At 76.7% G+C, this 21963-nt stretch carries 21 protein-coding genes; 6 read left to right on the forward strand and 15 right to left on the reverse strand.

The window, feature by feature from the left end; translation table 11 throughout:
• The 7 genes from ACI78R_RS11420 to ACI78R_RS11450 form a co-directional block, all read right to left on the reverse strand.
• The coding region (locus ACI78R_RS11420; protein ID WP_457040808.1) for an HNH endonuclease family protein at nucleotides 1-847 on the reverse strand (847 nt) is incomplete at its 3' end.
• An 85-nt stretch (nucleotides 848-932) separates the two neighbouring features.
• A complete protein-coding gene (gene manA / locus ACI78R_RS11425; RefSeq protein WP_073421561.1) occupies nucleotides 933-2108 on the reverse strand; it encodes a mannose-6-phosphate isomerase, class I in 1176 nt (391 codons plus the stop codon).
• Between the two features lie 96 nt (nucleotides 2109-2204).
• Complete coding sequence (locus ACI78R_RS11430) at nucleotides 2205-3161, reverse strand: DUF808 domain-containing protein (RefSeq protein WP_457040809.1); 957 nt, start codon at nucleotides 3159-3161, stop codon at nucleotides 2205-2207.
• Nucleotides 3162-3257: 96 nt separating this feature from the next.
• Nucleotides 3258-4400 carry an SIS domain-containing protein gene (locus tag ACI78R_RS11435; protein ID WP_457040810.1) on the reverse strand — a complete coding sequence of 381 codons (1143 nt, stop codon included), beginning with the start codon at nucleotides 4398-4400 and terminating at the stop codon, nucleotides 3258-3260.
• Nucleotides 4397-4612, reverse strand: a complete 216-nt coding sequence (locus ACI78R_RS11440; protein ID WP_073421558.1) for a Trm112 family protein — start codon at nucleotides 4610-4612, stop codon at nucleotides 4397-4399. The genes ACI78R_RS11435 and ACI78R_RS11440 overlap by 4 nt, the downstream gene beginning before the upstream one ends.
• Nucleotides 4609-5970 (reverse strand): phosphomannomutase/phosphoglucomutase, encoded by a 1362-nt coding sequence (locus ACI78R_RS11445; RefSeq protein WP_073421557.1) that lies wholly within the window; start codon nucleotides 5968-5970, stop codon nucleotides 4609-4611. Before ACI78R_RS11445 ends, ACI78R_RS11440 begins: the two co-directional genes overlap by 4 nt.
• A 78-nt stretch (nucleotides 5971-6048) precedes the next feature.
• Nucleotides 6049-6459, reverse strand: coding sequence for a DUF3499 domain-containing protein (locus tag ACI78R_RS11450; RefSeq protein ID WP_336027857.1), 411 nt, complete (start codon nucleotides 6457-6459; stop codon nucleotides 6049-6051).
• A 158-nt stretch (nucleotides 6460-6617) separates the two neighbouring features.
• On the opposite strand from ACI78R_RS11450, the gene ACI78R_RS11455 reads away from it, so the two are divergent.
• On the forward strand, nucleotides 6618-7097 hold the full coding sequence (locus ACI78R_RS11455) for a metallopeptidase family protein (RefSeq protein ID WP_073421555.1): 480 nt from the start codon (nucleotides 6618-6620) through the stop codon (nucleotides 7095-7097).
• An 11-nt stretch (nucleotides 7098-7108) separates the two neighbouring features.
• Here ACI78R_RS11455 and ACI78R_RS11460 read toward each other — a convergent pair whose 3' ends face one another.
• Entirely contained in the window at nucleotides 7109-8002 is an 894-nt protein-coding gene (locus tag ACI78R_RS11460; protein WP_457040811.1) for a hypothetical protein, read from the reverse strand.
• A gap of 74 nt (nucleotides 8003-8076) precedes the next feature.
• Between ACI78R_RS11460 and ACI78R_RS11465 the strand changes: the two genes are divergently transcribed.
• The gene (locus ACI78R_RS11465; RefSeq protein WP_457040812.1) at nucleotides 8077-9054 is read left to right on the forward strand and encodes a hypothetical protein; all 978 of its coding nucleotides are present in this window, start codon (nucleotides 8077-8079) and stop codon (nucleotides 9052-9054) included.
• Here ACI78R_RS11465 and ACI78R_RS11470 read toward each other — a convergent pair.
• Complete coding sequence (locus tag ACI78R_RS11470) at nucleotides 9029-9910, reverse strand: GNAT family N-acetyltransferase (RefSeq protein ID WP_457040813.1); 882 nt, start codon at nucleotides 9908-9910, stop codon at nucleotides 9029-9031. The two genes, ACI78R_RS11465 and ACI78R_RS11470, sit on opposite strands and share 26 nt — an antisense overlap.
• Nucleotides 9911-10087: 177 nt before the next feature.
• A complete protein-coding gene (locus tag ACI78R_RS11475) occupies nucleotides 10088-10339 on the reverse strand; it encodes a WhiB family transcriptional regulator (protein WP_175562932.1) in 252 nt (83 codons plus the stop codon).
• A gap of 313 nt (nucleotides 10340-10652) precedes the next feature.
• Between ACI78R_RS11475 and cofD the strand changes: the two genes are divergently transcribed.
• Genes cofD through rfbA form a run of 3 tightly spaced genes read left to right on the forward strand, consistent with a single transcriptional unit; the run spans nucleotide 10653 to nucleotide 13610 of the window.
• A complete protein-coding gene (gene cofD, locus ACI78R_RS11480) occupies nucleotides 10653-11612 on the forward strand; it encodes a 2-phospho-L-lactate transferase (RefSeq protein ID WP_336027862.1) in 960 nt (319 codons plus the stop codon).
• Nucleotides 11605-12714 (forward strand): coenzyme F420-0:L-glutamate ligase, encoded by a 1110-nt coding sequence (locus tag ACI78R_RS11485; protein ID WP_457040814.1) that lies wholly within the window; start codon nucleotides 11605-11607, stop codon nucleotides 12712-12714. Before cofD ends, ACI78R_RS11485 begins: the two co-directional genes overlap by 8 nt.
• Before the next feature lie 29 nt (nucleotides 12715-12743).
• The gene (gene rfbA, locus ACI78R_RS11490; protein WP_457040815.1) at nucleotides 12744-13610 is read left to right on the forward strand and encodes a glucose-1-phosphate thymidylyltransferase RfbA; all 867 of its coding nucleotides are present in this window, start codon (nucleotides 12744-12746) and stop codon (nucleotides 13608-13610) included.
• On the opposite strand, the gene ACI78R_RS11495 is transcribed toward rfbA, so the two are convergent.
• From ACI78R_RS11495 to ACI78R_RS11510, 4 genes are all read right to left on the reverse strand, one after another.
• The gene (locus tag ACI78R_RS11495) at nucleotides 13607-14605 is read right to left on the reverse strand and encodes a DNA-3-methyladenine glycosylase family protein (RefSeq protein WP_457040816.1); all 999 of its coding nucleotides are present in this window, start codon (nucleotides 14603-14605) and stop codon (nucleotides 13607-13609) included. The genes rfbA and ACI78R_RS11495 overlap by 4 nt on opposite strands.
• Before the next feature lie 40 nt (nucleotides 14606-14645).
• Nucleotides 14646-15416, reverse strand: coding sequence for an SDR family NAD(P)-dependent oxidoreductase (locus tag ACI78R_RS11500; RefSeq protein WP_454554377.1), 771 nt, complete (start codon nucleotides 15414-15416; stop codon nucleotides 14646-14648).
• A gap of 203 nt (nucleotides 15417-15619) precedes the next feature.
• On the reverse strand, nucleotides 15620-16717 hold the full coding sequence (locus tag ACI78R_RS11505; protein WP_457040817.1) for a mannose-1-phosphate guanylyltransferase: 1098 nt from the start codon (nucleotides 16715-16717) through the stop codon (nucleotides 15620-15622).
• Nucleotides 16714-17640 (reverse strand): glycosyltransferase family 2 protein, encoded by a 927-nt coding sequence (locus ACI78R_RS11510; protein WP_457040818.1) that lies wholly within the window; start codon nucleotides 17638-17640, stop codon nucleotides 16714-16716. Before ACI78R_RS11510 ends, ACI78R_RS11505 begins: the two co-directional genes overlap by 4 nt.
• A 102-nt stretch (nucleotides 17641-17742) precedes the next feature.
• On the opposite strand from ACI78R_RS11510, the gene ACI78R_RS11515 reads away from it, so the two are divergent.
• Nucleotides 17743-19293, forward strand: a complete 1551-nt coding sequence (locus tag ACI78R_RS11515) for a hypothetical protein (RefSeq protein WP_457040819.1) — start codon at nucleotides 17743-17745, stop codon at nucleotides 19291-19293.
• On the opposite strand, the gene ACI78R_RS11520 is transcribed toward ACI78R_RS11515, so the two are convergent.
• Nucleotides 19290-21524 carry a hypothetical protein gene (locus ACI78R_RS11520; RefSeq protein ID WP_457040820.1) on the reverse strand — a complete coding sequence of 745 codons (2235 nt, stop codon included), beginning with the start codon at nucleotides 21522-21524 and terminating at the stop codon, nucleotides 19290-19292. The genes ACI78R_RS11515 and ACI78R_RS11520 overlap by 4 nt on opposite strands.
• Nucleotides 21525-21963 lie beyond the last annotated feature (439 nt).

Consider the following 21963-nt stretch of genomic DNA (forward strand, 5'->3'; position numbering starts at 1 on the left):
AGCGCGCGGGTAAGGACTCCGAGGCGCCCCCGTGGCGGTCGGAGTGGTGGGGGGGGCGCCCGCCCGGCGCGGCCGGGGGGGGGGCCGCGGCCCCGCCCCCCCCCGCCGCGGCGCAGTCGGGGAACGGCCCCTGCGGCGTCTCCTGCGCGGGCAGCGGCTGCCCGCCCGGCAGCGGCTCGCCGGGGCAGGTGCCGAGCACCGCGGCCATCGCGTCGCGCTCGGCCTGGGTCACCCACAGGCCGTAGGTGGCCTTCACCGCCACCTGCCGGGCGACGTAGGCGCAGCGGTAGGAGCGGTCCGGCGGCAGCCAGGTGGCGGCGTCGCCGTCCCCCTTCTGCATGTTGAGCGGGCCGTCGACGGCGAGCAGGTTGAGCGGGTCGTTGGCGAACTGCGTCCGGCGCGCGTCGTCCCACTGCCGGGCGCCCTTCTGCCAGGCGTCGGACAGGGCGACGACGTGGTCGATCTGCACCGCCTCGCTGGTGCCCTCGCCGCGGCGGAACGCGATGGTGCGACCGGAGTACGGGTCGTCGAGGGTGCCGGTGGCGACGACGCAGTCGCGGCTGCCCGGCACGAACGTCTCGCCGGTGAGGTCGCGGGCGAGGACGTCGTTGCGGGTGTCGCAGCCGTTGCGGTCGGCGTCCACCCACCCGTCGCCGAACTCGTCCCGCTCGTAGCCGGTCCGGGGGCCGCGGCCGCGGACGTCGACCGTCGCGAGGGTCTCCAGGGCGCTGCCCGGCAGGCCGGTCACCGGGGCGGGCGCGGCACCGGTGACCAGGTCGCAGCCCGACGTCAGGGCCACCGCGACGCCCAGCGCGGCGAGCGCGCGGCGGGACGACGGGGAGGGCACGACCGACGCTACGTCGGCCGGCGGACCCTCCCCCGCCGCGACACGCGGCCCCGGTCAGCCGGTCGTCGGCGCAGGTCCTGTCGCGTCAGCGCAGGTTCGTCGTCGCCCGGTAGAGCACGGCGGGGCCTCGGGCGGTGACCGGGGCGCCGGCCGGCACGAACGCCGACGAGCCGCGCTCGAGCACCACCTCGCCGTCGGCACCGGCGAGCACCGCGCGGCCCTCGGTGCACAGCACGACCTGCGGGCCGCGGGTCGTGAGCGGGCCGGCCTGCTCGTCGAGCTGGACGCGGGTGAGGTCGAAGTCGTCGACGGGCACCGGGTAGCGCAGCCCGCCGGGGCCGAGCACCGGGTGCAGGACCGGGATCTTGCCGTCGGAGAAGTCGAGGACCTCGATCAGCGCGGCGAGGTCGACGTGCTTGCTGGTCAGGCCGCCGCGCAGCACGTTGTCCGAGCTGGCCATCACCTCGACGCCGGCCCCGGACAGGTAGGCGTGCAGGTTCCCGGCGGGCAGGAACACCGCCTCACCGGGAGCGAGCTTGAGGTGGTTGCACATCAGCGAGATGACGACGCCCGGGTCGCCGGGGTAGGCCTCGGCGAGGGTGGCGGCCCACCGGTAGGTGTTGATGAACTCCGGGTCGTGCGCGGCGACGAAGCCGGCGGCGCGCTCGGCCACCACCTCCACCAGGTGTGTGCGCCGCTTGCCCGACAGGGCCAGCAGCTGCGGGATGGCCGCCTGCAGCCCGCCGCGGGCCAGCGCCGCGATCGTCGGCTTGAGGTCGGGCAGCTGCAGCTTGGCCAGGCAGTGCAGCGACTCCTCGATCGGCCGGAAGCCGCACAGCGCCTCGAAGGTGGTGAGCGCGAGCAGCAGCTCGGGCTTGTGCCACGGGTCCTTGAACGTCCGCGTCGGGTCGTCCTTCGGGATCCCGGCCGCCTCCTCGGCCGCGAACCCCGCCCGGGCCTGCGCCATCGTCGGGTGCGCCTGCAGCGACAGCGGCGCGTCGGCGGCCAGCACCTTCATGAGGAACGGCAGCCGGGCGCCGAAGCGCTCGACCACCGGGGGGCCGAGCAGCCGCTCGGGGTCGGCGGAGATCGCCGCGTCGAGCGGGCTGCCGTCGGGCAGCACGCTGGGCTGGTCGGGGTGCGCGCCCATCCACAGCTCGGCCTCGGGCTGCGCGGCCGGGCTGGGCCGGCCCAGGAGTTCGGGGATGACGGTGCGGCTACCCCAGGGGTAGTTCCGGACCGCGCTGCTCAGCTGCCACATCACCGAGCAGGCTAGCGGCGGACCGGCCCGGATCGGCCCGTCCCACCCGTCTCTCCCGCCACATCACCCGGTCGGGCTGGGTGACGCGCCACCCGTTCAGTGGGCGGCCGCGCCCTCGGCCCCGTGACCCTTCCGGCGGTGCAGCGTCAGGCTCAGCACGGCCACGACCACCGCCCCGACGACGAGACCGACGACCGCGCTGGCCAGGGTGTTCACCAGCCAGCCGACGACGCCGCCGAGGGCGCCGGTCGCCTCGTGCGCGGCCTCCTCCCAGTGGTGGACGACGTCGTAGAGGGCGTGCCAGCCGAGCTCGTCGGTGCCGACCAGCAGGATGTGGCCGCCGACCCACAGCATCGCCACCGTGCCGATCACGGTGAGCGCCGCCAGCAGCCGCGGCATCGCCTTGACCAGGCCCCGGCCGAAGCCGGCGACGCCCCGGCTGTCCGACCGCGACAGCCGCAGCCCGGCGTCGTCCATCTTCACGATGAGCGCGACCACGCCGTAGACGAGGACGGTGATGAGCACGGCGACGACGACGAGGATCGCCGCCCGGGACCAGAAGCCCTCACTCGCCACCTCGTTGAGCGAGATCACCATGATCTCCGCCGACAGGATCAGGTCGGTCCGCACCGCGCCGCGCACGAGCGTGTCCTCGTCCGGCGGGTGGTTCTCCGCGTCGCCGTGCGCGGCCGAGTGGCCGCGCAGCCGGTGCCAGATCTTCTCGGCGCCCTCGTAGCAGAGGTAGGCGCCACCGACCATGAGGATCGGGGTGAGCAGCCACGGCAGGAACTCGCTGAGCAGCAGGATCGCCGGGAGGATGATCAGCAGCTTGTTGCGCAGCGACCCGATCGCGATGCGCCGGATGATCGGGATCTCGCGCTCGGCGCTGATCCCCTGCACGTACTGGGGCGTGACGGCCGTGTCGTCGACGACGACACCGGCGGCCTTCATGCTCGCCTTGCCCGCCGCGGCCCCCACGTCGTCGATCGAGGAGGCGGCGGCGCGGGCGATGAGCGCCACGTCGTCGAACAGGGCCACGAGTCCACCGGCCACGGGAGGTCCTTCCAGTCGGTCAGCAGTCGGGTGCGCTGCACGGTCGATCGCGAGCCGGTACCCCGGCCGGGCGCCGGGGACACGGGCCGGTGGACGTCACCGGCGCTGCGCGCGCTCCTGGTCCAGCGCCAGCGCCAGGTAGACGGCGGCGAAGTCGGCGACGGCGAGCTGGCGGGCCAGGCGCGGCAGCCGGCCCCAGCGCTCCGGCTCGCCGTGCTCGGCCAGCCCGCTCACCGGCACGTTGTTCGCCGCGGCGGTGCGCAGCACCTCGGCCAGGGCCTCCGGCGCCGAGCGCGGCTCCCGCTCCCCCGCGCCGTCGTGCGAGGCGGCGTCGGTGTCGCGGATGGTGAGCAGCCGCAGCCGCCGGCCGGTGTCCTCGGCGCGGTCGCGGAAGAAGTCGTCGGCGTCGGGGGTGGCCAGCGGCCCGCCGAGCACCGCGCAGGCCGCCACCCGCTGGTCGGGCAGCCGGAACCCGCTGGTCGGCAGGCCCGCGAGGGTGGCCAGCTGGTCGGCGAAGCGCGTGGCGGCGGTGTCGGCCATCGGGCCCTCGGCGGCGATGACCGGCAGGGCGTCGAGCAGCTCGAGGGCGAGGGTCTTCGCCGGGTTGACGAAGGACTCCTGCGCCGGGCCGCACTCCACGGCGACCTCGTCGAGCGCGGCGGCGATCGCCTCGGGGTCGGCCACCTCGGGCCGGACCAGCTCCAGCTCGGTGGCCAGCCGCAGCATCGGCGTGAGCAGCGACCACAGCGTCGTGTGCCGGACCCGCGTACCCGGCAGCGGGACGTAGGGCATCCGCGCCGTCGAGCAGGCGGCCCGCAGCGGCGCGTCCTCGGCGCCGATGCCGAGCAGCGTCACGCCGCGGCGCGCGGCCTCGTAGGCCGGGGTCACCGCGTACCGGCCGGCGCCGGTGCGGGTGGCGACGACGGCGATGTCGGCCGGGCCGGTCCACACCGGCAGGTCCGGGCCGGGGACGACGTCGACGGTGACCGGGCTCGCCGGGCCGAGCAGCGCGCGCAGCACCGACGCCGCGACCGCGCCCTCGCGCCGGGCGACGACCACCAGCCCGCGGGGACGGCCGCCGCCGGCGACCCGCCCGAGGCCCGCCTCGTCGACCAGCCGGGAGGTCTCCCGCACCTGCGCGCCGGCGCCGGCCACGGCCGGCAGCAGCCCGCGCGGGTCGCGGGCGCGCAGCACGTCGAGGTCGTCGAGGACCTCCTCGGCCAGCTCCGGCGAGGTCATGCTCCCCCGCTCCCCCCGCGGTGGCGCGCCTCGTCGAGCAGCAGGACCGGGATCCCGTCGCGCACGGGGAAGGCCCGGTCGCACTCGGTGCACAGCAGCTCGCCCGCCGCCTCGTCGACGGTGAGCGGCGCGTGGTGGGTGTCGGGGCAGGCGAGGATCCCCAGCAGCACCGGGTCCAGGCCGAGCGGCCCCTGGGTCGTCCCCTGCGTCATGCGCGCACCATCCCGAGCACCCGGTCCCGGAGCTCTGCCATCCGCGCCGCGTCGGGCGCCTCCACGTTCAGCCGCAGCAGCGGCTCGGTGTTGCTCGCCCGCAGGTTGAACCACGAGCCGTCGGGCAGGTCGACGGTGAGCCCGTCGAGCTCGTCGAAGGTCGCGCCCTCGGCCTCGAACGCCTCGCGGACCGCCGCGGTGCGCCCGGCGGCGTCGTCGACCCGGGAGTTGATCTCCCCGGAGGCGGCGTACCGGCTGTAGGCGGCGGTGAGCTCCGACAGCGGCCGGGACTGCTCGCCGAGCGCGGCCAGCACGTGCATCGCGGCGAGCATGCCGGTGTCGGCGCGCCAGAAGTCGCGGAAGTAGTAGTGCGCGGAGTGCTCGCCGCCGAACACGGCGTCGGTGCGGGCCATCTCGGCCTTGATGAACGAGTGGCCGACGCGGGTGCGCACCGGCTGCCCGCCGTGCTCGCGCACGATCTCGGGCACCGCGCGCGAGGTGATCAGGTTGTGGATCACCGTCGTCCCGTGGCCCTTGGCCAGCTCCCGGACGGCGACCAGCGCGGTCACCGCCGAGGGGCTCACCGGCTCGCCGCGCTCGTCGACGACGAACACGCGGTCGGCGTCGCCGTCGAAGGCCAGCCCGATGTCGGCGCCCTCGCGGACGACGGCCGCCTGCAGGTCGACCAGGTTGGCCGGGTCCAGCGGGTTGGCCTCGTGGTTGGGGAAGGTGCCGTCGAGCTCGAAGTACAGCGGGACGACGTCGAGCGGCAGCCCGTCGAGCACGACCGGGACGGTGTGCCCGCCCATGCCGTTCCCTGCGTCGACGACGACCCGCAGCCGCCGGACGGCCGACAGGTCGACCAGGCGGTTCAGGTGGGCCGCGTACTCGGCCAGCAGGTCGCGCTGGGTGACCCCGCCGGTGCGGCCGGGGTCGCGGTCGTAGGAGTCGACCTCGGCCCACTCGCGGATGGTGGCCAGCCCGGACTCCTGCCCCACGGGGGCGGCGCCGGCGCGGCAGAGCTTGATGCCGTTGTACTGCGCCGGGTTGTGGCTGGCGGTGAACATCGCGCCGGGCACGTCGAGCGAGCCGGCGGCGAAGTAGAGCAGGTCGGTGGAGCCGAGCCCCGCCTCGACGACGTCGACGCCGCGGGACAGGACGCCCTCGGCGAAGGCGCGCGACAGCGGCACCGACGAGGGGCGCATGTCGTGCGCGGTGACGACGGTCGTGGCACCGCTCTCGGTGACCACGAACTCGGCGAAGGCGGCGCCGATGCGCCGCGCCACGTCCTCGTCCCACTCGTCCGGGACCACGCCCCGGACGTCGTAGGCCTTGATGATCGACGACAGATCCGCCACAGCCCACCCTCGCGCCGGCCTCGCCCCGGGCCGACCCCGGTGCCGGACGACCCTATCCGGAGCCCCGGGCGAACGCGCCTAGTCGAGGTCGGGGAGCACCCGGAGGTGTCCGCGCCGGGTGCCGCGGCCGTCGTCGGCCGGGTTGCGCGGGGGCTCGGGACGGGCGGCCTCGCGGACCGCGTCGGCCAGCGCGAGCAGGTCGTCGCCGGTCGGGCCGGAGTCCTCGACGTCGATCTCGTGCCGGACGACCTCCCAGCCGCGCGGCACGGTCAGCCGCTCGGCGTGGAACTCGCAGAGGTCGTAGCTGTGCGGCTCCGAGTACGTCGCCAGCGGACCCACGACGGCGGTCGACTCGGCGTACACGTAGGTCAGGGTCGCCGCCGCCGGTTGCGCGCAGCCGCTGCGCGAGCAGCGACGTGACTGCCTCACCACCGGTTCCTCACGCGAGGCACAGTAGCCGCGCCCGCGGGGTCCGGCGAGCAGGCGCACCGGCCCGGCGCACCACCTCTCCCATCCAACCCGACGTCCCCGCGCGCCCCGGGACCGGGTCGGCGCAGGCCCGCGCCGTGTCCCGCGCGCCGTGTCCCGCGCGCCGTGTCCCGCGCGCGCTGCCCGCCCCCGCGGGCGCGCCGTACGCTCGGCGCGCCATGAGCCGACCCGCCCCGCGACCCTCCCCCGGCCGATCCCGCTCCCGCCGCGACCGCCACGGCCGCGGCCTGCGCGGGCGCCTCGTGCCCGAGGAGGTCCCGCTCTCGCGCAGCCGCGCCGAGCAGTTCGACGACCTGGTGCTCGACGCGGTCGAGGACATCGAGCGCCGCTGGGAGCGCGAGCTCGCCGGCGTCGAGTTCGCCGTCGAGGACGTGCCGTGGGTCGACCACACCAGCCCCGACGAGGTGGTGCTCGACCCCGACGTCCTCGACGACGGGACGGTGCCGCTGGCCCGGGTGCTGCCGGCGCACCGCGAGGACGGCCGGGAGGTCCCGCCGCGGATCGTCGTCTACCGGCGGCCGCTGGAGATCCGGGCGCACGACCGCGACGACCTGGCCGACCTCGTCCGCGACGTCGTCGTCGACCAGGTGGCGGTGCTGCTGGGCCGCGACCCCGAGGAGATCGACCCCACCGGCTGAGGCCCCGGCGGTCAGCGCTCGACCGGGCTGCCCAGCTCCTCGGCCATCCCGCGCGCCTCGTCGAGGCGGGCGCGGGCGAAGGCGGCGTCGAGCCCGTCGCCGCGGTCGGCGCGGGTGAGCCGCGCGACCAGCTGCTCCAGCGCGACGGCGTGCCACAGCAGGCCGACGTCGGGCTCCTCCCAGCCGGCGGTGCGCGAGAGCACCACCTCGCCGACCTGCGCACGGTCCTGCGCGTCGGGAGTGGTCGCCCACAGGGTGAGCAGGTCGCGGTGCCGCGGGGCCGCACGCACGCCCGACCACTCGAGGACGACGACCCGGTCCCCCTCGTCGGCGCCGTCGGCGTCGAGGACGACGTTCGCGGCGCGGTAGTCGCCGTGCCCGACCTCCGACAGCGGCAGCTGCGCCGCGGCCGCGCGGACCGCCCGCAGCTCCCCCATCCGCAGGCCGCCGCGCAGCAGCCGGCCGGTGTCGCCGACGGTGGCGCGCGCCCGGCGCAGCGCGGGCCCCGCGGGCGGGGACCACGGCTGTCCCGGCGGGACGGGCAGCGGCGCGATGCGGACGGCGGTCTCCACCGCCGCGGCCGTCCAATGCTGGCCGCCGGAGACGCCGGGGTGCACGCGGCGGGACAGCAGCCAGCGGCCGTCGTCGGCGGCGGCGAGCACCTCGGGGACGCCGACCTGCCGCTCCTCGGCCCAGCGCCGGCCGCGCAGCTCCGCCCGCAGCCGGCGGCGGCCGCTCTCGGTGACGGCGAGGTCGAGGACGCGGTCGGCGAGCACCCCCTGCACCACGCCCAGGCGGGCGCTGAGGTCGGCGACCGCGGTCACGGGCTGGGTCACCCCCAGCTCGGCGAGCAGCGAGGTCACGCGGTCGCGGACACCGGACGACGTCGATCCGTTGTCTGCCACAGCGGGATCGTGTCAGGCGCCCCGCCCGGCCGCGATGGCTGATCCGGCCGCGGCGCCCTGCGATGCTCTGCGGGATGGAGTCCACCGCGCCGGTCGCCGCCTGGCTGGTGCTGGGCCTGGCGCTGGCGGGGCTGGCCGCCGCCGCGGTGCTCCTGGCGCGCACCCGGCCGGCGGGCCGCCCGGCCCAGCGCACGGCCGCGCCCGCGCCCGCCCCGGCCTCCCGCTGGGCGCAGGACGACCTCCCCGCCTTCCACGAGGCGCCGCCCGGGACGCCCCGGCCGCCGGTGGCCGCGCCGCCCGAGCCGCCGCTCGCCGGGCCGGACGACGACGGCGACGCGGGCCGCGCGGTGGCCGCGCTGGCCGCGGCGGCGCTGGCGCTGGTCGCCGTCCTGGCCGGCGTGGCCCTGGCCGCCCGCGAGGACCCCGCCCCCGCGGCCGCTCCCCCGCCGGTCGCGACGGCCGCTCCCCCGCCGCCGGCGCCCGCCCCGGCCGCGCCGGACCTGCCGCTCCCGCCGGCCGACCCGCTGCCCGGCGAGCGCGGCGCCGGCCTGCTCGCCGCGCGGTCGGTGCCCCTCGGCGAGGGCGGCGTCAGCGCCCGGCTGGCCCTCGGCGGCCTGGTGCTCGAGCGGCGCGCGGTCGGCGTGAGCGTCGGCTACCCGGCCGTCAGCGTCACCGCGGGCGAGAGCGGCGCGGCGCTGGCGCACCTGCGGCTGGTCACCTGGAACTGCCTGGGGAGCACCGCGCCGGAGGACCCGGCCGCCGCCGGCTGCGCGGCCACCGGCGTCGAGTACGCCGACCTGCCGACGCCGGCGCTCGGGGTCACCCGCGACGGCGACGCCCTCCGGCTGACCGGCCGCTTCCCCACCTACACGCGGCCCACCGGGACCCCGCCCGCCTACACCGGGCGGGTCTACGACCTGAGCGTCACCGTCGCCCCGGCGGGGCCGCCGCGCGACGGCGAGGCGCCGGCGGAGGGCACGCTGTTCCTCGGCACCGAGCGGGCGGACTCGCTGCCCGACCCGCTGCTCAGCCGGTTCCGGCCGGCCGGCTGAGGGGCCGGGCGGGTGGAGAGCCCCCGGGCAGCAGCGGGACCACCCGGTCCACGACCGCCCGGACGACGCTGCCGCGGCCGGTGAGCGACACGCCGACCAGCGGCGCGCCCCGCTCCTCGCGCAGCCCGCCGACCTCGGAACGTCCCCACCAGGGCAGCCGGTCGCCGCCGTCGAGGAGGGTGAGCAGCCCGGCGCGCAGCCGGCCGCCGTCGCGGACGGTGGCCACCTCGAGCCGGCCGGCCGCGGCGTGCAGCCGGGCGGCGGCGCGGACCAGGTCGGTGGTGCGGCGGTCGCGGACCCCGGCGAGCAGTCCGGGCAGGGCGGCGTCGAGGTCGCGGGCGTCCCGGCTGCGGACGAGGCCGCCGGTGGGCAGGGCATCGGCGGGCAGGGCGTCGAGGTCGTCGACCAGGCGCGCACTGCGGGCGCTGGCCACCACGGCGTCGGGCCGCCGCCGCACCAGCGCGCGCACGGTCGGGTCGCCGAGCGGCAGCCCGGTCAGGCGCATCCGCCAGGGCCGGCGCAGCGCCGTGAGCACGCCGAGCATCCCGGCGGCGAGCCGGTCGGCGGCGTCGTCGTCGCGGGCCAGCAGCCGGGCGGCGGGGCGGCCGCCGGGCACGGGCAGCCCGTCGCCGAGGAGCGTCGCGGTGACCACGGGGCCCGCGGTCGCCAGCGCCAGCAGCGCCAGCCCGTCGGGGCCGCCGGACCCGCGCGGCCCGGCGACCACCGCCACGGGCGTCAGCCGGGGCCGGCGGTGCGCCGACTGCACCGACAGGACGGTGGTGAGCCAGGGCGCCGAGGCGGTCAGCGGCGCCCGGAGGTCGCGGGCCAGCGGCACGGCGGCGTGCAGCTCGCGCACGACCTCCGCCCGGCCGCGTGTGACCCGGGTGTGCGCGTCCCCCACCCGCTCATCCGACCACAGGGACGCCGCAGCCCCCGGCGGCGGTGCCGCCGGGGGCCGGTGAGGGGCTGGAACGGCCTCCCTGCAGGGGCCCGCCGCGAGCTCGCGAGCGGTGGGGGGCAGGGAGGTCCTTCGTCAGATGGCGCGACGGCGCAGGCGGCGGCGCTCCCGCTCGGAGAGCCCGCCCCAGATGCCGAACCGCTCGTCGTTGGCCAGCGCGTACTCGAGGCACTCGGCCTTGACCTCGCAGCCGGTGCAGATCTTCTTCGCCTCGCGGGTGGAGCCGCCCTTCTCGGGGAAGAACGCCTCCGGGTCGGTCTCGGCGCACAGCGCGCGCTCCTGCCAGGACGCGATGTCGTCGGTCAGGCCCATGCCGAGCATGCCCATCAGACCCTGGTCGGCGGCGCCGGCACCCCGGCCGGGCCGCTCGGCTCCGCTGACGTAGTCACTCAGCCACGAGACCTCTGCCATGACGATGCGTCCCCTCTCGCTGTCGTCCGGAGCGCGGGTCACCGGGTTCCTCCCGGCGCTCCCTGCGCCTCACACCGCCGGAATTACACGCGTGTCGTTGCCCGAGCGTCAACATCGCCCGGTGTAAGCGGTTGACCACACCCGTCCCACGCGTCACGGATCGTTCGTCAGTTCTCGTGCACCTACGCAACACGCCCGTCGAACAGTGGACAAGTGCCCATGGGGCACGATGACTTTCGTGGAGATCGTCGTCCTCGCCGGAGGTGTCGGAGGAGCCCGTTTCCTCACCGGACTGCGGGACGTGGCACCGCCGGGGTCGGTCACCGCGGTGGTCAACACCGGCGACGACGTGACGATGCACGGCCTGCGGATCTGCCCCGACCTCGACAGCGTGGTCTACACGCTGGGCGGTGGCATCGACCCGGAGCGTGGCTGGGGCCGCACCGGCGAGACGTGGACGGTCAAGGAGGAGCTGGCCGCCTACGGCGCCGAGCCCACCTGGTTCGGCCTCGGCGACCGCGACCTCGCCACCCACCTCGTGCGCACCCGGATGCTCGACGCGGGCTACCCCCTCTCCGACGTCACCGCCGCGCTGGCCACCCGCTGGGAGCCGGGCGTCACGGTGCTGCCGATGAGCGACCAGCGCGTCGAGACGCACGTCGTCGTCGACGACCCCGCCACCGGCCGCCGCGGCGCCATCCACTTCCAGGAGTGGTGGGTGCGCCACCGCGCGCAGCTCGACGCGCACGCGTTCGTGCAGGTCGGCGCCGAGCGCGCGCGCCCGGCGCCGGGCGTGGCCGAGGCCCTGGCCCGCGCCGACGCCGTCCTCCTGGCGCCGTCGAACCCGGTGGTCTCGATCGGCACGATCCTGGGCGTGCCCGGCCTGCGCGAGGCCCTGCTGGCCACCCCGGGCCGGATCGTCGGCCTGTCCCCGATCGTCGGCGGCGCCGTGGTGCGCGGGATGGCCGACCGATGCCTGCCGGTGGTCGGCGTCGAGGTCAGCGCCGAGGGCGTGGGCCGGCACTACGGCGCCCGCTCCGACGGCGGCCTGCTCGACGCCTGGCTGGTGCACACCGGCGACCGCGCCGAGGTGCCCGGCGTCGACGTGCGCGCCGTCCCGCTGCTCATGGACTCCCCGGAGACCACCGCCGCCATGGCCCGCGCCGCCCTGGACGCCGCGGGTGTCTGACGAGGGACCCCTCCGCCCCCCGCCGCCGGCGAGCGCGCGACGGGTCCCTGCGGAGGGGACGGTCGGCATCTCCGTCCACCCAGTCCCGGGGCTGCCCGAGTTCACCGCCGGTGACGACCTGGCCGGCGCCGTGGCCGCCGCCGCGCCGTGGCTGGCCGACGGCGACGTCGTCGTCGTGACGTCGAAGGTCGTGTCGAAGGTCGAGGGCCGGGTGGTGCCGGTGCCCCCGGGCGCCGACCGCGAGGCGGTGCGCCAGCGGGCCATCGACGAGGAGACCGTGCGGGTGGTGGCCCGGCGCGGGCCGCTGAAGATCGTCGAGACCCGGCACGGCTGGGTGGTGGCCGCGGCCGGCATCGACGCCTCGAACGTGCCCGGCGACTCCCTCGTCCTGCTCCCCGAGGACGCCGACGCCTCCGCCCGCGGCCTGCGCGCCCGGCTGCGGGAGCTGCTCGGCGTCGACGTGGCGGTGGTCGTCAGTGACACCTTCGGCCGCACCTGGCGGGAGGGGCTCACCGACGTCGCGGTGGGGTCGGCCGGGATCGCCGCGCTGACCGACCACCGCGGCGACGTCGACGCGCACGGCAACCGGCTGGAGACCACGCAGGTCGCCGTCGTCGACGAGCTCGCCTCGGCCGCCGACCTGGTGAAGGGCAAGCTCGGCGGGGTGCCGGTCGCCGTCGTCCGGGGGCTGCCGTTCGCGCGGCCCGCCGACGACGCCGGCACCCGGCCGCTGGTCCGGCTCGGTCCCGGCGACCTGTTCCCCTACGGGAGCCGCGACCTGGTGGCCACCCGCCGGCCGGCCGCCGACCTGGTGCCGCGGCCCGGCGACCGCGAGGCGGTGGCCGAGGCGTTCCGGGTGGCCAGCGCCGCGCTGCCCGAGTTCCCGGTGGTGCTGCGGCACGGCGGGGAGGGCGACGGTGCCGTCGACGTGCACCTGACCGAGCGCGCCACCACGACGGCGGCGCTCAACCTCGGCGCGCTGGTCGGCGCGGTCGTCGTCCAGCTGCACGCCGAGGGCTGGTCGACCCGCTGGGAGCCGGTGGGCACGCCGGGCGGCTCCTCCCTCGTCGGGAGGTTGTGGCTGGGCTCCCCGCGCGCCTGACCAGCCCGCTCTCGGTAGCGTCCGCCGTCATGCGGGGGATCATCCTGGCCGGGGGCACCGGCAGCCGCCTGTTCCCGATCACGCAGGCGGTCAGCAAGCAGCTGATGCCCGTCTACGACAAGCCGATGGTCTACTACCCGCTCTCGACGCTGATGATGGCCGGCGTCCGCGAGGTGCTGGTGATCACCACCCCCGGCGACCAGGTGGCGTTCCGCGCCCTGCTCGGCGACGGCGGCCGGCTCGGGATGCGGATCGAGTACGCGGTGCAGGAGCGCCCCGAGGGCCTCGCGCAGGCGTTCCTCATCGGCGCGGACTTCGTCGGGGACGAGGCGGTCGCGCTGGTCCTCGGCGACAACATCTTCTACGGCGCGGGCCTCGGGACGGCGCTGGGCCGCCTGCCCGAGCCCGACGGCGGGCACGTGTTCGCCTACCACGTGGCCAACCCGGCCGACTACGGCGTCGTGGAGTTCGACCCGTCGGGTCGCGTGCTGTCCATCGAGGAGAAGCCGGCCCGGCCGAAGAGCTCCTACGCGGTGCCGGGCCTGTACTTCTACGAGTCCTCGGTGGTCGAGGTGGCCCGCTCGATCCGGCCCAGCGCCCGCGGTGAGCTGGAGATCACCGCCGTCAACGAGCACTACCTGCGCGAGGGCCGGCTCACCGTCACCGTGCTGGACCGCGGGACGGCCTGGCTGGACACCGGGACCTTCGCCTCGTTGCGTCAGGCGACGGAGTTCGTCTCGGTGGTCGAGGAGCGGCAGGGCCTCAAGATCGGCTGCATCGAGGAGGTCGCCTGGCGGCAGGGCTGGCTGGACGACGACGGCCTGCGCCGCGCCGCCGAGCCGCTGGGCAAGAGCGGCTACGGCGACTACCTGCTCCGCCTGCTCGAGGACCGCTAGATCCGCTTGTAGTCCGTCGGCGCCGTCCGGGGGCCGCGGCGGGGCGGCATGCTGCCGCCCAGGTGCAGCAGCCGGACGACCCGCTGCCGGTGCCCGCGCCAGGGCTCGAGCAGCACCATCATCCCGTCGTCGTCGGTCTTGCGGCCGGCCAGCGACCAGCCCACCAGGTTCTTGAGGTGGTAGTCGCCGTAGCTGACGGTGTCGGGGCAGCCGAGCGTGCGCTGCACGACCTCGGCCGCCGTCCACACGCCGATGCCGGGGACGGTGCGCAGCCTCCGCTGCAGCGTCGGGGAGTCGCAGCCGCCGTCGGGCTCCAGGGCGTGGGCCACCGAGGCGACGTGCCGCAGCGCCCGCCGCCGCGCGCCGTCGAGGCCGGCGCGGTGCCACTCCCAGTCGGGGATCTCCAGCATCCGGCGCGGCGAGAACAGCACCCGCATGCCCTCAGGCGCCGGGCCGGGGGCGGGCTCGCCCGCCAGCCGCAGCAGCGCCCGCCACACCCGGTGCGCCTCGATGACGGTGACCTTCTGCTCCAGCACGGCGGGGACGAGGGCGTCCCAGGTGCGGCCGGTGCGGCTCAGCGGCAGGTCGGGCGTGCGCCGGGCGATCTCGCGCAGCAGCGGGTGGCCGCTCGGGTCGAAACCGGCCGGGTCGTCCTGCGCGCCGAGCCACCCGGGCACCGCCGTCCCGGCCCACTCCGCGCCCGGTCCCCACGCCAGCACCTGCACCTCGCCGCCGCGGTGCGTGATCCGGACGGTCGCCGGCCCGCAGGGCGTGGTGGTCGTGCGCCAGACGGCGTCGCCGTCCCACCGCATCGTCGGGTCGCTCGCGCTGCGCTGGTGCGGGCGGAGGACGGCCTTCAGGTCGAAGGTCCAGTCCGGCCGCCAGCAGTCGGCGAAGTCGGCGCCGGTCGGGGCCGCATCGGCGGGAGCCGCGCCGGCGGGGGCCGGTGCGGGGTGGTGCGCCGGCGGGGTCGGGGCCGGCAGTGCTGTGGTCACGCGGTTCTCCGGGGAAGAGGGAGAGGAGCAGCGGCCCCCGTCAGCGGGGCGCCATGCGCAGGGCGCCGTCCATCCGGATGGTCTCGCCGTTGAGGTAGCCGTGCTCGATGATGCCGAGCGCCAGCCGGGCGAAGTCGTCGGGGCGGCCCAGGCGCTTCGGGAAGGGGATGCCGGCCGCCAGCGCGGTCCGCGCCTCCTCGGGCAGGCTGCCGAGCAGCGGGGTGTCCACCAGGCCCGGCGCGATCGTGCACACGCGCACGCCGACGCTGGCCAGGTCGCGCGCCGCCGGGAGGGTCATGCCGACGATGCCGCCCTTCGACGCGGCGTAGGCGATCTGGCCGATCTGGCCGTCGAAGGCCGCGATGGAGGCGGTGTTGACGACGACGCCGCGCTCGCCGTCCTCCTCCGGCTCGGTGGCCGCCATCGCCGCGGCGGCCAGGCGGAGCACGTTGAAGGTGCCGACCAGGTTCACCTGGACCGTGCGGAGGAACGGCTCGAGGTCGTGGGCGGTGTTGCCCTTGCCCACGGTGCGCTGCGCCCAGCCGATGCCGGCGCAGTTGACGGCGATCCGGAGCGGCCGGTCCTTGCCGGTGGCGTCGGCCACGGCCGCGGCGACCTGGGCCTCGTCGGTGACGTCGGTGCGCACGAACGTCGTGTGCCCGCCCAGCTCGCCGGCCAGCGCGGCCCCGCGCTCCTCGTTGAGGTCGGCGATGGTGACCGCGGCACCGCGCGCGGCGAGCGCGCGGGTGGTGGCCTCCCCGAGGCCCGAGGCCCCGCCGGACACGACAGCTGCGACGTCGAAGCTCTGCATGTCGGCATCCCACCACGCGGCGGCGCGGACCCGGCACCGGGTGCCCGCGGCCCTGCGTGCCGAGTGTGTGCGCGGACGCCACAGTCCGGGAGTGGGGATCCGGCGTCCGCGCACACGCGCGCGCGTGCCGGCGCGGTGATGTGCGGTGACGGCGCATCCCGTCAGCGGAGTGCGCCGCATCCGCACGTCACCAGCGCAGTCGCTCAGCTGAAACGGGCACCGAAGCGCTCCTCGACGGCGGCGAGGAGCTGCTTGACCCGCTCGGCGTCGGACACCGGGCAGACCATCGTGACGTCGCGGGTCGCGACGACGACGCTGTCGCGGACGCCGACCAACGCGACCAGGTGGTCGGGCTCGTCGCTCAGCACGATGTTGCCCGCGCTGTCGAGGGCGACCGCGAGGCCGGAGACGGCGTTGTCGCCCGCGACCGCCAGCGTCTGCGCCAGGGCCGGCCACGAGCCGACGTCGAGCCACTCGACGTCCAGGTCCGCCACGAGCACCCGGCCGGGCTCGGTGGCCGCGGGCTCCAGCACCGCGTAGTCGACGCTGGTCTTCGGCAGCGTCGGGAAGACCTCGGCGAGGACGGCGTCGCGCTCCGGCCCCGCCGGCGCGGCCACCACGCGGGCCAGCCCCTCGGCGGAGGCGGGCAGGTGGTCGGCGAGCGCGTCGAGCACGGTGCGCGCCCGCCAGACGAACATGCCGGAGTTCCACAGGTACTCGCCCGACGCCAGGTAGCCCTCCGCGGTGGCGCGGTCGGGCTTCTCCTTGAACGCGGCGGCCTCGGCGACGCCGGGCACCTCGGTCGCCGGGCCGCGGCGGACGTAGCCGAAGCCGGTGGCCGGGGCGGTCGGCGTGATGCCGAGGGTGACCAGCGCCCGCGGCCGCGCGGCCAGCGCGTCGAAGGCGGTGCTCAGCGTGGCGGCGAAGCGCTCGACCGGGCGGATGACGTGGTCGGCGCTGACCACGGCGAGCTCGGCATCGGGGTCGGCCTCGGCCACCAGCGCGGCGGCCAGCCCGACGGCGTTGGCGGTGTCGCGGGCGACCGGCTCGAGGACCAGCCGGTCGGCGCGCAGCCGGGGCAGCGCCGCGCGCACCTGCTCGCCGTAGCGCGCCGCCGTGCACACCCAGATCCGCTCGGCCGGCAGCACCGCCTCCAGCCGCTCGAACGCCTCGGCGAGCAGGCTGTGCGCCCCTCCGCCGGGCTCGGCGACGACGTCGAGCAGCTGCTTGGGCCGGGCCGCCCGCGACAGCGGCCACAGCCGCGTGCCCGAGCCGCCGGCCATGATGACCGCGTGCCTCACGTGCCGTTCCTCCTCGTCCCGCGGCCGACGTCGTCGGCCCGGCGCTGGAACCGAGCCCCGGCGGCCACCCGGCCGCTCACGTAGCTGACCAGCATGCGACCGCCGAGCCCGGCCCGCAGGGCCGCCCGCAGCGGGGCGTTGCGGCGGCCGGGGTACTGCCCGGCGAGGTAGCGCAGCGCGCTGGTGTGGTGCACCCGCTGCATGCGGTGCGGCTCGCGGCGGGTGGCGTGCCCGCCCTCGTGGACGACGACCGCCGACGGCGCGTAGACGTGCAGGTAGCCGGCGCGGCCGAGGCGCTCGGCGAGGTCGACGTCCTCGAAGTACATGAAGTAGCCGGGGTCGAAGCCGCCGACGGCGCGGAACGCCTCGAGGTCGACGAGGAAGCACGAGCCCGACAGCCAGCCGGCCGTGCGCTCGCGCGGCGCCTCCCGCTCGCGGCGGTAGCGCGCCGTCCACGGGTTGCCCGGCCACGCCCAGCCGAGCAGCGCGTGCCCGGCGCCGGTGGACAGCCGCGGCAGGTCGCGCGCGGACGGGTACAGCTCCCCCTCGGGGGTGCGGATGGCCGGGCCCACGGTGGCCGCGCGCGGCCAGCGGGCGGCGACGGCGAGCAGCTCGTCGACGGCGCCGGCCTCGAAGCGGACGTCGGGGTTGGCGACCAGGGCGTAGCGGCCCGCCGCCCCGGCCAGGCCCGCGTTGACCGCCGCGCCGTAGCCGACGTTGCCGCCGGTGCGCAGCAGCCGCACCTGCGGGTGGCGCGCGGCGACGTCCTCGGGGACGCCGTCGGTGGAGCCGTTGTCGGCGAGCACGACCTCGACCGGCCGGGTGGTGGCCTCGGCCAGGGAGGTGACGAACCCCTCGAGCGCCTCGCCCGGGGAGTAGGTGACGGCGACGACGCGCAGCGGCCCCGCGTGCTCGGCGCTCATGTCCCCGACACTAGAGGCCGAGCTCCGGGGTCGGCCCGACACCCGGGGTGCACAGGGAACAGGGCACGCGCGACACGACGACGACCGACCGAGGGGACCAGCGTGGCCAGCAGCGCGCCGCCGACCGAGCACGAGCGCACCGGGGACGCGTCCGCCGCACCCCCTGCGGGCCGGCGGGACCGGCGGCCGGTGCTCGGCTGGGCCGCGGTCGGGGCGGTGGCCGGCGGCCTGTTCTTCCTGGTGGTCTCCCGCGCCCTGATCGACGACACCTACATCACCCTCTCCTACGTCCGGAACGTGGCGGCCGACCTGCACTGGGGCCTGATCCCCACCGAGACGGCCAACAGCGCCACCTCGCCGTTCAACGTGCTGTCGCTGGCGGCGGTCACCTGGCTGGTGTCGCTGGTCACCGGCGACGTGCGGCCGGTGCTGGGCCTGGGGATCGCCACCGTCGCCTGGTGCGCGCTGCTCACCGGCGCCACCGCCGCCACGGCACGCCGCCTGGGCCGCTCGGGGGCGTGGTCGGTGGCGCTGCTGGCCGTGGTGCTCGCCAACCCGTTCGTCAACTCCGCGATCGGCCTCGAGGTGCTGCCGATCGCCGCCCTGCTCGCGGGGCTGACCTGGGCGGCGGTGGCCGGGCGTCCCGTCGCGTTCGGGCTGCTCGCCGGCGTGCTGGTGCTCACCCGGCTCGACCTCGGCGTGATCGTCGCCGCGGTGTTCCTGCTCACCCCGGCCGTCCGCGGCTGGCGCGCGCCGGTCCTGGCGACCGCCGTGGTGCTGCCCTGGTTCGCGTTCAGCTGGACGGTCCTGGGCTCGGCGATCCCCGACACCTTCGTCATCAAGACCCTGCAGCGCTCGTTCGGCGACTTCACCTTCGCCAACGGCCCGTTCACCCTCTGGCTCGACCGGGGCGTGCTGCACCTGTCGCTGGCGTTCGTCCCGGCGCTCGCGGGTCTCGCCGTCGCGGTCGCCCTGGCCGTGCCGCGGGTGCGCCGCCGGCACCCGGGCGTCGCCGGCCCGCTGGCCGGACTCGTGGTGGGCGGGCTCGCCTGGTACGCGGCGTACTCGCTGCTCCAGGTGCCGCCGTACCAGTGGTACTACGTGCCGACGACGGTCGCGCTGGCCACCGCCGGGGTCCTCGGCGCGGCGCTGTTCCTGCCCGCGCCGCGGGTGCGCGCCGTCCGCTACGCCGTCCCCCTGGGCCTGGCCGCGCTGGCCGTCGCCCTGCTGGCCGTCACCTCCGGCGACCGCCCGGTGCCGTGGGACCGCCCCGTCTACTTCGGCGCCTGGGCCCTGCCCGAGGAGTACCGGGAGATCGGCGCGGAGGTCGCCGCGATCGTGGGCGACGAGACCGTGGAGGCGCCCGGGGAGATCGGCACGCTGGCCTACGCGTGCGGCTGCGAGATGGTCGACTACTTCTCCGACCGGGGCATCGCCGTCGGGCTCGTCGAGGAGCGCACCGAGCAGGCCGGGCCGCTCATGCGCGCGCTGCTCGACGCCAACTTCGCCCGCCTCGACCGCGGCGACCGGCCGCTGACGCCCGAGTGGCGGCTGCGCTGGACGCAGGGCCCGGTGCCGGACGGCGCGATCACCTGGCCCACCGACTCCCCCGCCACCGGGCCGGCCACCATCTACCTGGAGCGCGTTCCCTAGCTGGCCGCCGGGCCGTGCGCAGCTCGCCTGCGCCGGGACACCCACCACAGCGCCGACGCGTCGAGGACGACGATCACGACGCCCGCGGCGAGCGCGGGCCACAGCAGGCGCACACCGACGGGCGCGAAGACGACGTTGAGGCGACCCGACCGCACACCGGCCGGGACGGACACCTGTACCAGGGCGTCCTCGAGGGCGCGGACCTCCACGGGGCGGCCGTCGACGGTGGCCCGGTAGCCCGGCCAGTAGGGCACGCGCAGCAGGACCGTCCCGGGTTCGTCCCCGGTGCTCACGACGTAGCTGTCCTGGGGCCGGCCGATCCGGGCAAGGTCCGACGTCCAGCCCGTGTCGGCCACCTCGACGCCGTCCGCCTCCGCCACGCGTCCCGGGTGCCGCTCGTCAGCCGGCCGCTCGTAGACCGACCACGGCCCCGTCCCCTGCCCGCGGTCCCATTCCCGGTCGAACCAGGCGCGGACCTCCTCGGGTGCGCCCTCGGAGAGATAGACGGTGTCCGAGGCCAGCACGTCGATCCAGGGCCGTGAGGTCCCCGGCACGGTGGCCAGCGCCCGGGACGTGTCCGGGCACCCGACTGACCCGACGTAGCTCGTGCACAACACCGGCCCCAGTCCCCGGTGCAGGGACGTCACGTAGCCGGTCCCGACCCTGGCGTCGGCCAGCAAGTTGCCGTTGCCGGCGAAGAAGCCGGCGCTCCACCCGCGGTCCGGCCCGAAGACGCCCAGAAAGCTCCCGAAGGCGTAGACGGTCACGGTCCGCCCGGTGAATAGGGACCGGTCCCGGTACTCCGCGACCGTCCGCCCCATCGCCTCGGCACCCGAGAACCCGGGGGCGCCGATGTCCCGGTAGGGCAGCGAGGGCGAGCCGGCCAGCCCGCGCTCGGCGGTGACCCGGACCTGGACGTCGACCATCATCCGCTCGGCGACGACCACCGCCGCTGCGGAGGGCAGGACCAGGACTGCGGCGGCCCCGGCGGCGACCAGGCGCCGCGTCGCCCGGACGCGGACGAGCAGGGCGGTCAGCGCCAAACTGACGAGCAGCAGGCCCGCGAGGTGCCAGGGCCACAGGGCCGGGGCCCGGAGCACCGCCAGCACCACCTGGGACAGCCCCAGGCCTGCCGCCAGGGCGACGCGGGTCCGCGATGTCGACCGGGCCGCCGTCACGGCCAGCAGCGCCAGGAGCGGGAGCGCGATCTGGACCACGACCAGGTACCGGAAGGGGAAGCGGAACAACCCGACGACGGTCGGGAGCTGGGTCGCCAGCACGCCGGCCACCGTCAGCGCGAGGGCCGTCGGCACGCCCGGCCGCCGCAGCGCCTCGCGCCACCGGACGAGCGCCAGCAGGGGGACGGCGAGGAGGAACGTCGAGGTCGCGGGCACGAGCCCGATGGGGCCGTTGAAGGCGTTGGTCTGCCCGAGCAGGGTCGGGCCGCCCAGCACGACGTCGAGGAGGTTGGGGATCGCGGAACCGGCGTTGCCGAGGACGGGCTCGGGGTCCTGCCGGTCGACCCAGCCCGCCATCTGGACGCCGTTCAGGAGCGTCGGCAGGGCGATCACCGCGCCTCCGGCGAGGGCGCCGGTCTGTGCCCGGGCGACTCGGTCCCGCACGAGCTCCCGCCAGCTCCCGGAGCGCCGGCGGTACTCGCCGAGCTGGGCCAGGACGACGACGGCGGCGAAGGGGACCGAGTAGGGGTTCCCCGACGCGAGGACGGCCCAGGTCGCCAGGCCGGTCAGGAGGACCCCCCGTGCACCGCGGACGGACAGCCCGAGCCACAGCCAGGGCAACCAGGCCGACCCCCACATCAACGGCCACCAGAAGCTGCCGTACCAGAGGAAGAAGCCGCTCGACGCGACGCCGAGGGCGCCGGCGACGGCGAGGGCCGGCCGGACGCGGTGGTGCAGCGCCAGGGCGAGGACCCCGGTGCCCAGGAGCAGCATGCAGACGGCCCCGTACACCCAGGCCATGGTCAGCACGTCGTCGAACCGGGACAGGACCCACGCGAGCGACCAGTGCAGCGGGTCGAACGACCCGTACTGCATGTCCGCGGTGACGTTGCCGCCGAGGCCCTGGTCCGGGTCGGCCAGCGGCGGGACCCCGCCCTGGGCGTTCCTGCCGAGCCACCACGCCATGGGGCCGAACTGCGCCTGCGAGTCGTCCAGCCAGAAGAACCGCGGCACCAGGCGGTGCAGTACCGCGATCTGGGCGATCTGGACCACCCAGTAGACGGCGACCGGCGCGACTACCCTCGACGGCCGTGCGAGGGGGTGCCGGGCCGTTGCCCCCGCCCCGGTCGAGGGCTCGGTGGGGATCTCGACGGCGGTCACGGGACCGGCACCCGGCCCGGCCTGAGGGCAGACCTCGACACGGCAACTCCGTTCCTCGGCGCGGGCGGCGTGGATCACCCTCCCGCACTCGGCGGCCGTCGGGCTCCCGGGTCGGACACGGGAGGCCTCACGACGCCCGGTGTGCCCGCATGCGCACCGTGTCACCGCCGGACACCGAGGGTACCGCCGCGGCCCCGCGGTCGCGGGGAGCGCGACGGACGGCACGGCATCCTCGTGCCCCCGCTGCGGCGGGAGCACCCGAGCGTGGGGTGGCCGACTCCCCGTAGGGTCGGCACGTCCGGCCCACGACGCACCGGCGACCACCGGTCCT

It is taken from the genome of Geodermatophilus sp. SYSU D01106 (assembly GCF_054049995.1).

What these genes read in the sequence shown, in the direction of transcription:
- manA (WP_073421561.1), bottom strand. Translation starts at nt 2,108, where the DNA reads ATGTGGCAGCTGAGCAGCGCGGTCCGGAACTACCCCTGGGGTAGCCGC.
- ACI78R_RS11435 (WP_457040810.1), bottom strand. Translation starts at nt 4,400, where the DNA reads ATGACCTCGCCGGAGCTGGCCGAGGAGGTCCTCGACGACCTCGACGTG.
- ACI78R_RS11440 (WP_073421558.1), bottom strand. Translation starts at nt 4,612, where the DNA reads ATGACGCAGGGGACGACCCAGGGGCCGCTCGGCCTGGACCCGGTGCTG.
- ACI78R_RS11455 (WP_073421555.1), top strand. Translation starts at nt 6,618, where the DNA reads ATGAGCCGACCCGCCCCGCGACCCTCCCCCGGCCGATCCCGCTCCCGC.
- ACI78R_RS11465 (WP_457040812.1), top strand. Translation starts at nt 8,077, where the DNA reads ATGGAGTCCACCGCGCCGGTCGCCGCCTGGCTGGTGCTGGGCCTGGCG.
- ACI78R_RS11475 (WP_175562932.1), bottom strand. Translation starts at nt 10,339, where the DNA reads ATGGGCATGCTCGGCATGGGCCTGACCGACGACATCGCGTCCTGGCAG.
- cofD (WP_336027862.1), top strand. Translation starts at nt 10,653, where the DNA reads ATGACTTTCGTGGAGATCGTCGTCCTCGCCGGAGGTGTCGGAGGAGCC.
- rfbA (WP_457040815.1), top strand. Translation starts at nt 12,744, where the DNA reads ATGCGGGGGATCATCCTGGCCGGGGGCACCGGCAGCCGCCTGTTCCCG.
- ACI78R_RS11500 (WP_454554377.1), bottom strand. Translation starts at nt 15,416, where the DNA reads ATGCAGAGCTTCGACGTCGCAGCTGTCGTGTCCGGCGGGGCCTCGGGC.
- ACI78R_RS11510 (WP_457040818.1), bottom strand. Translation starts at nt 17,640, where the DNA reads ATGAGCGCCGAGCACGCGGGGCCGCTGCGCGTCGTCGCCGTCACCTAC.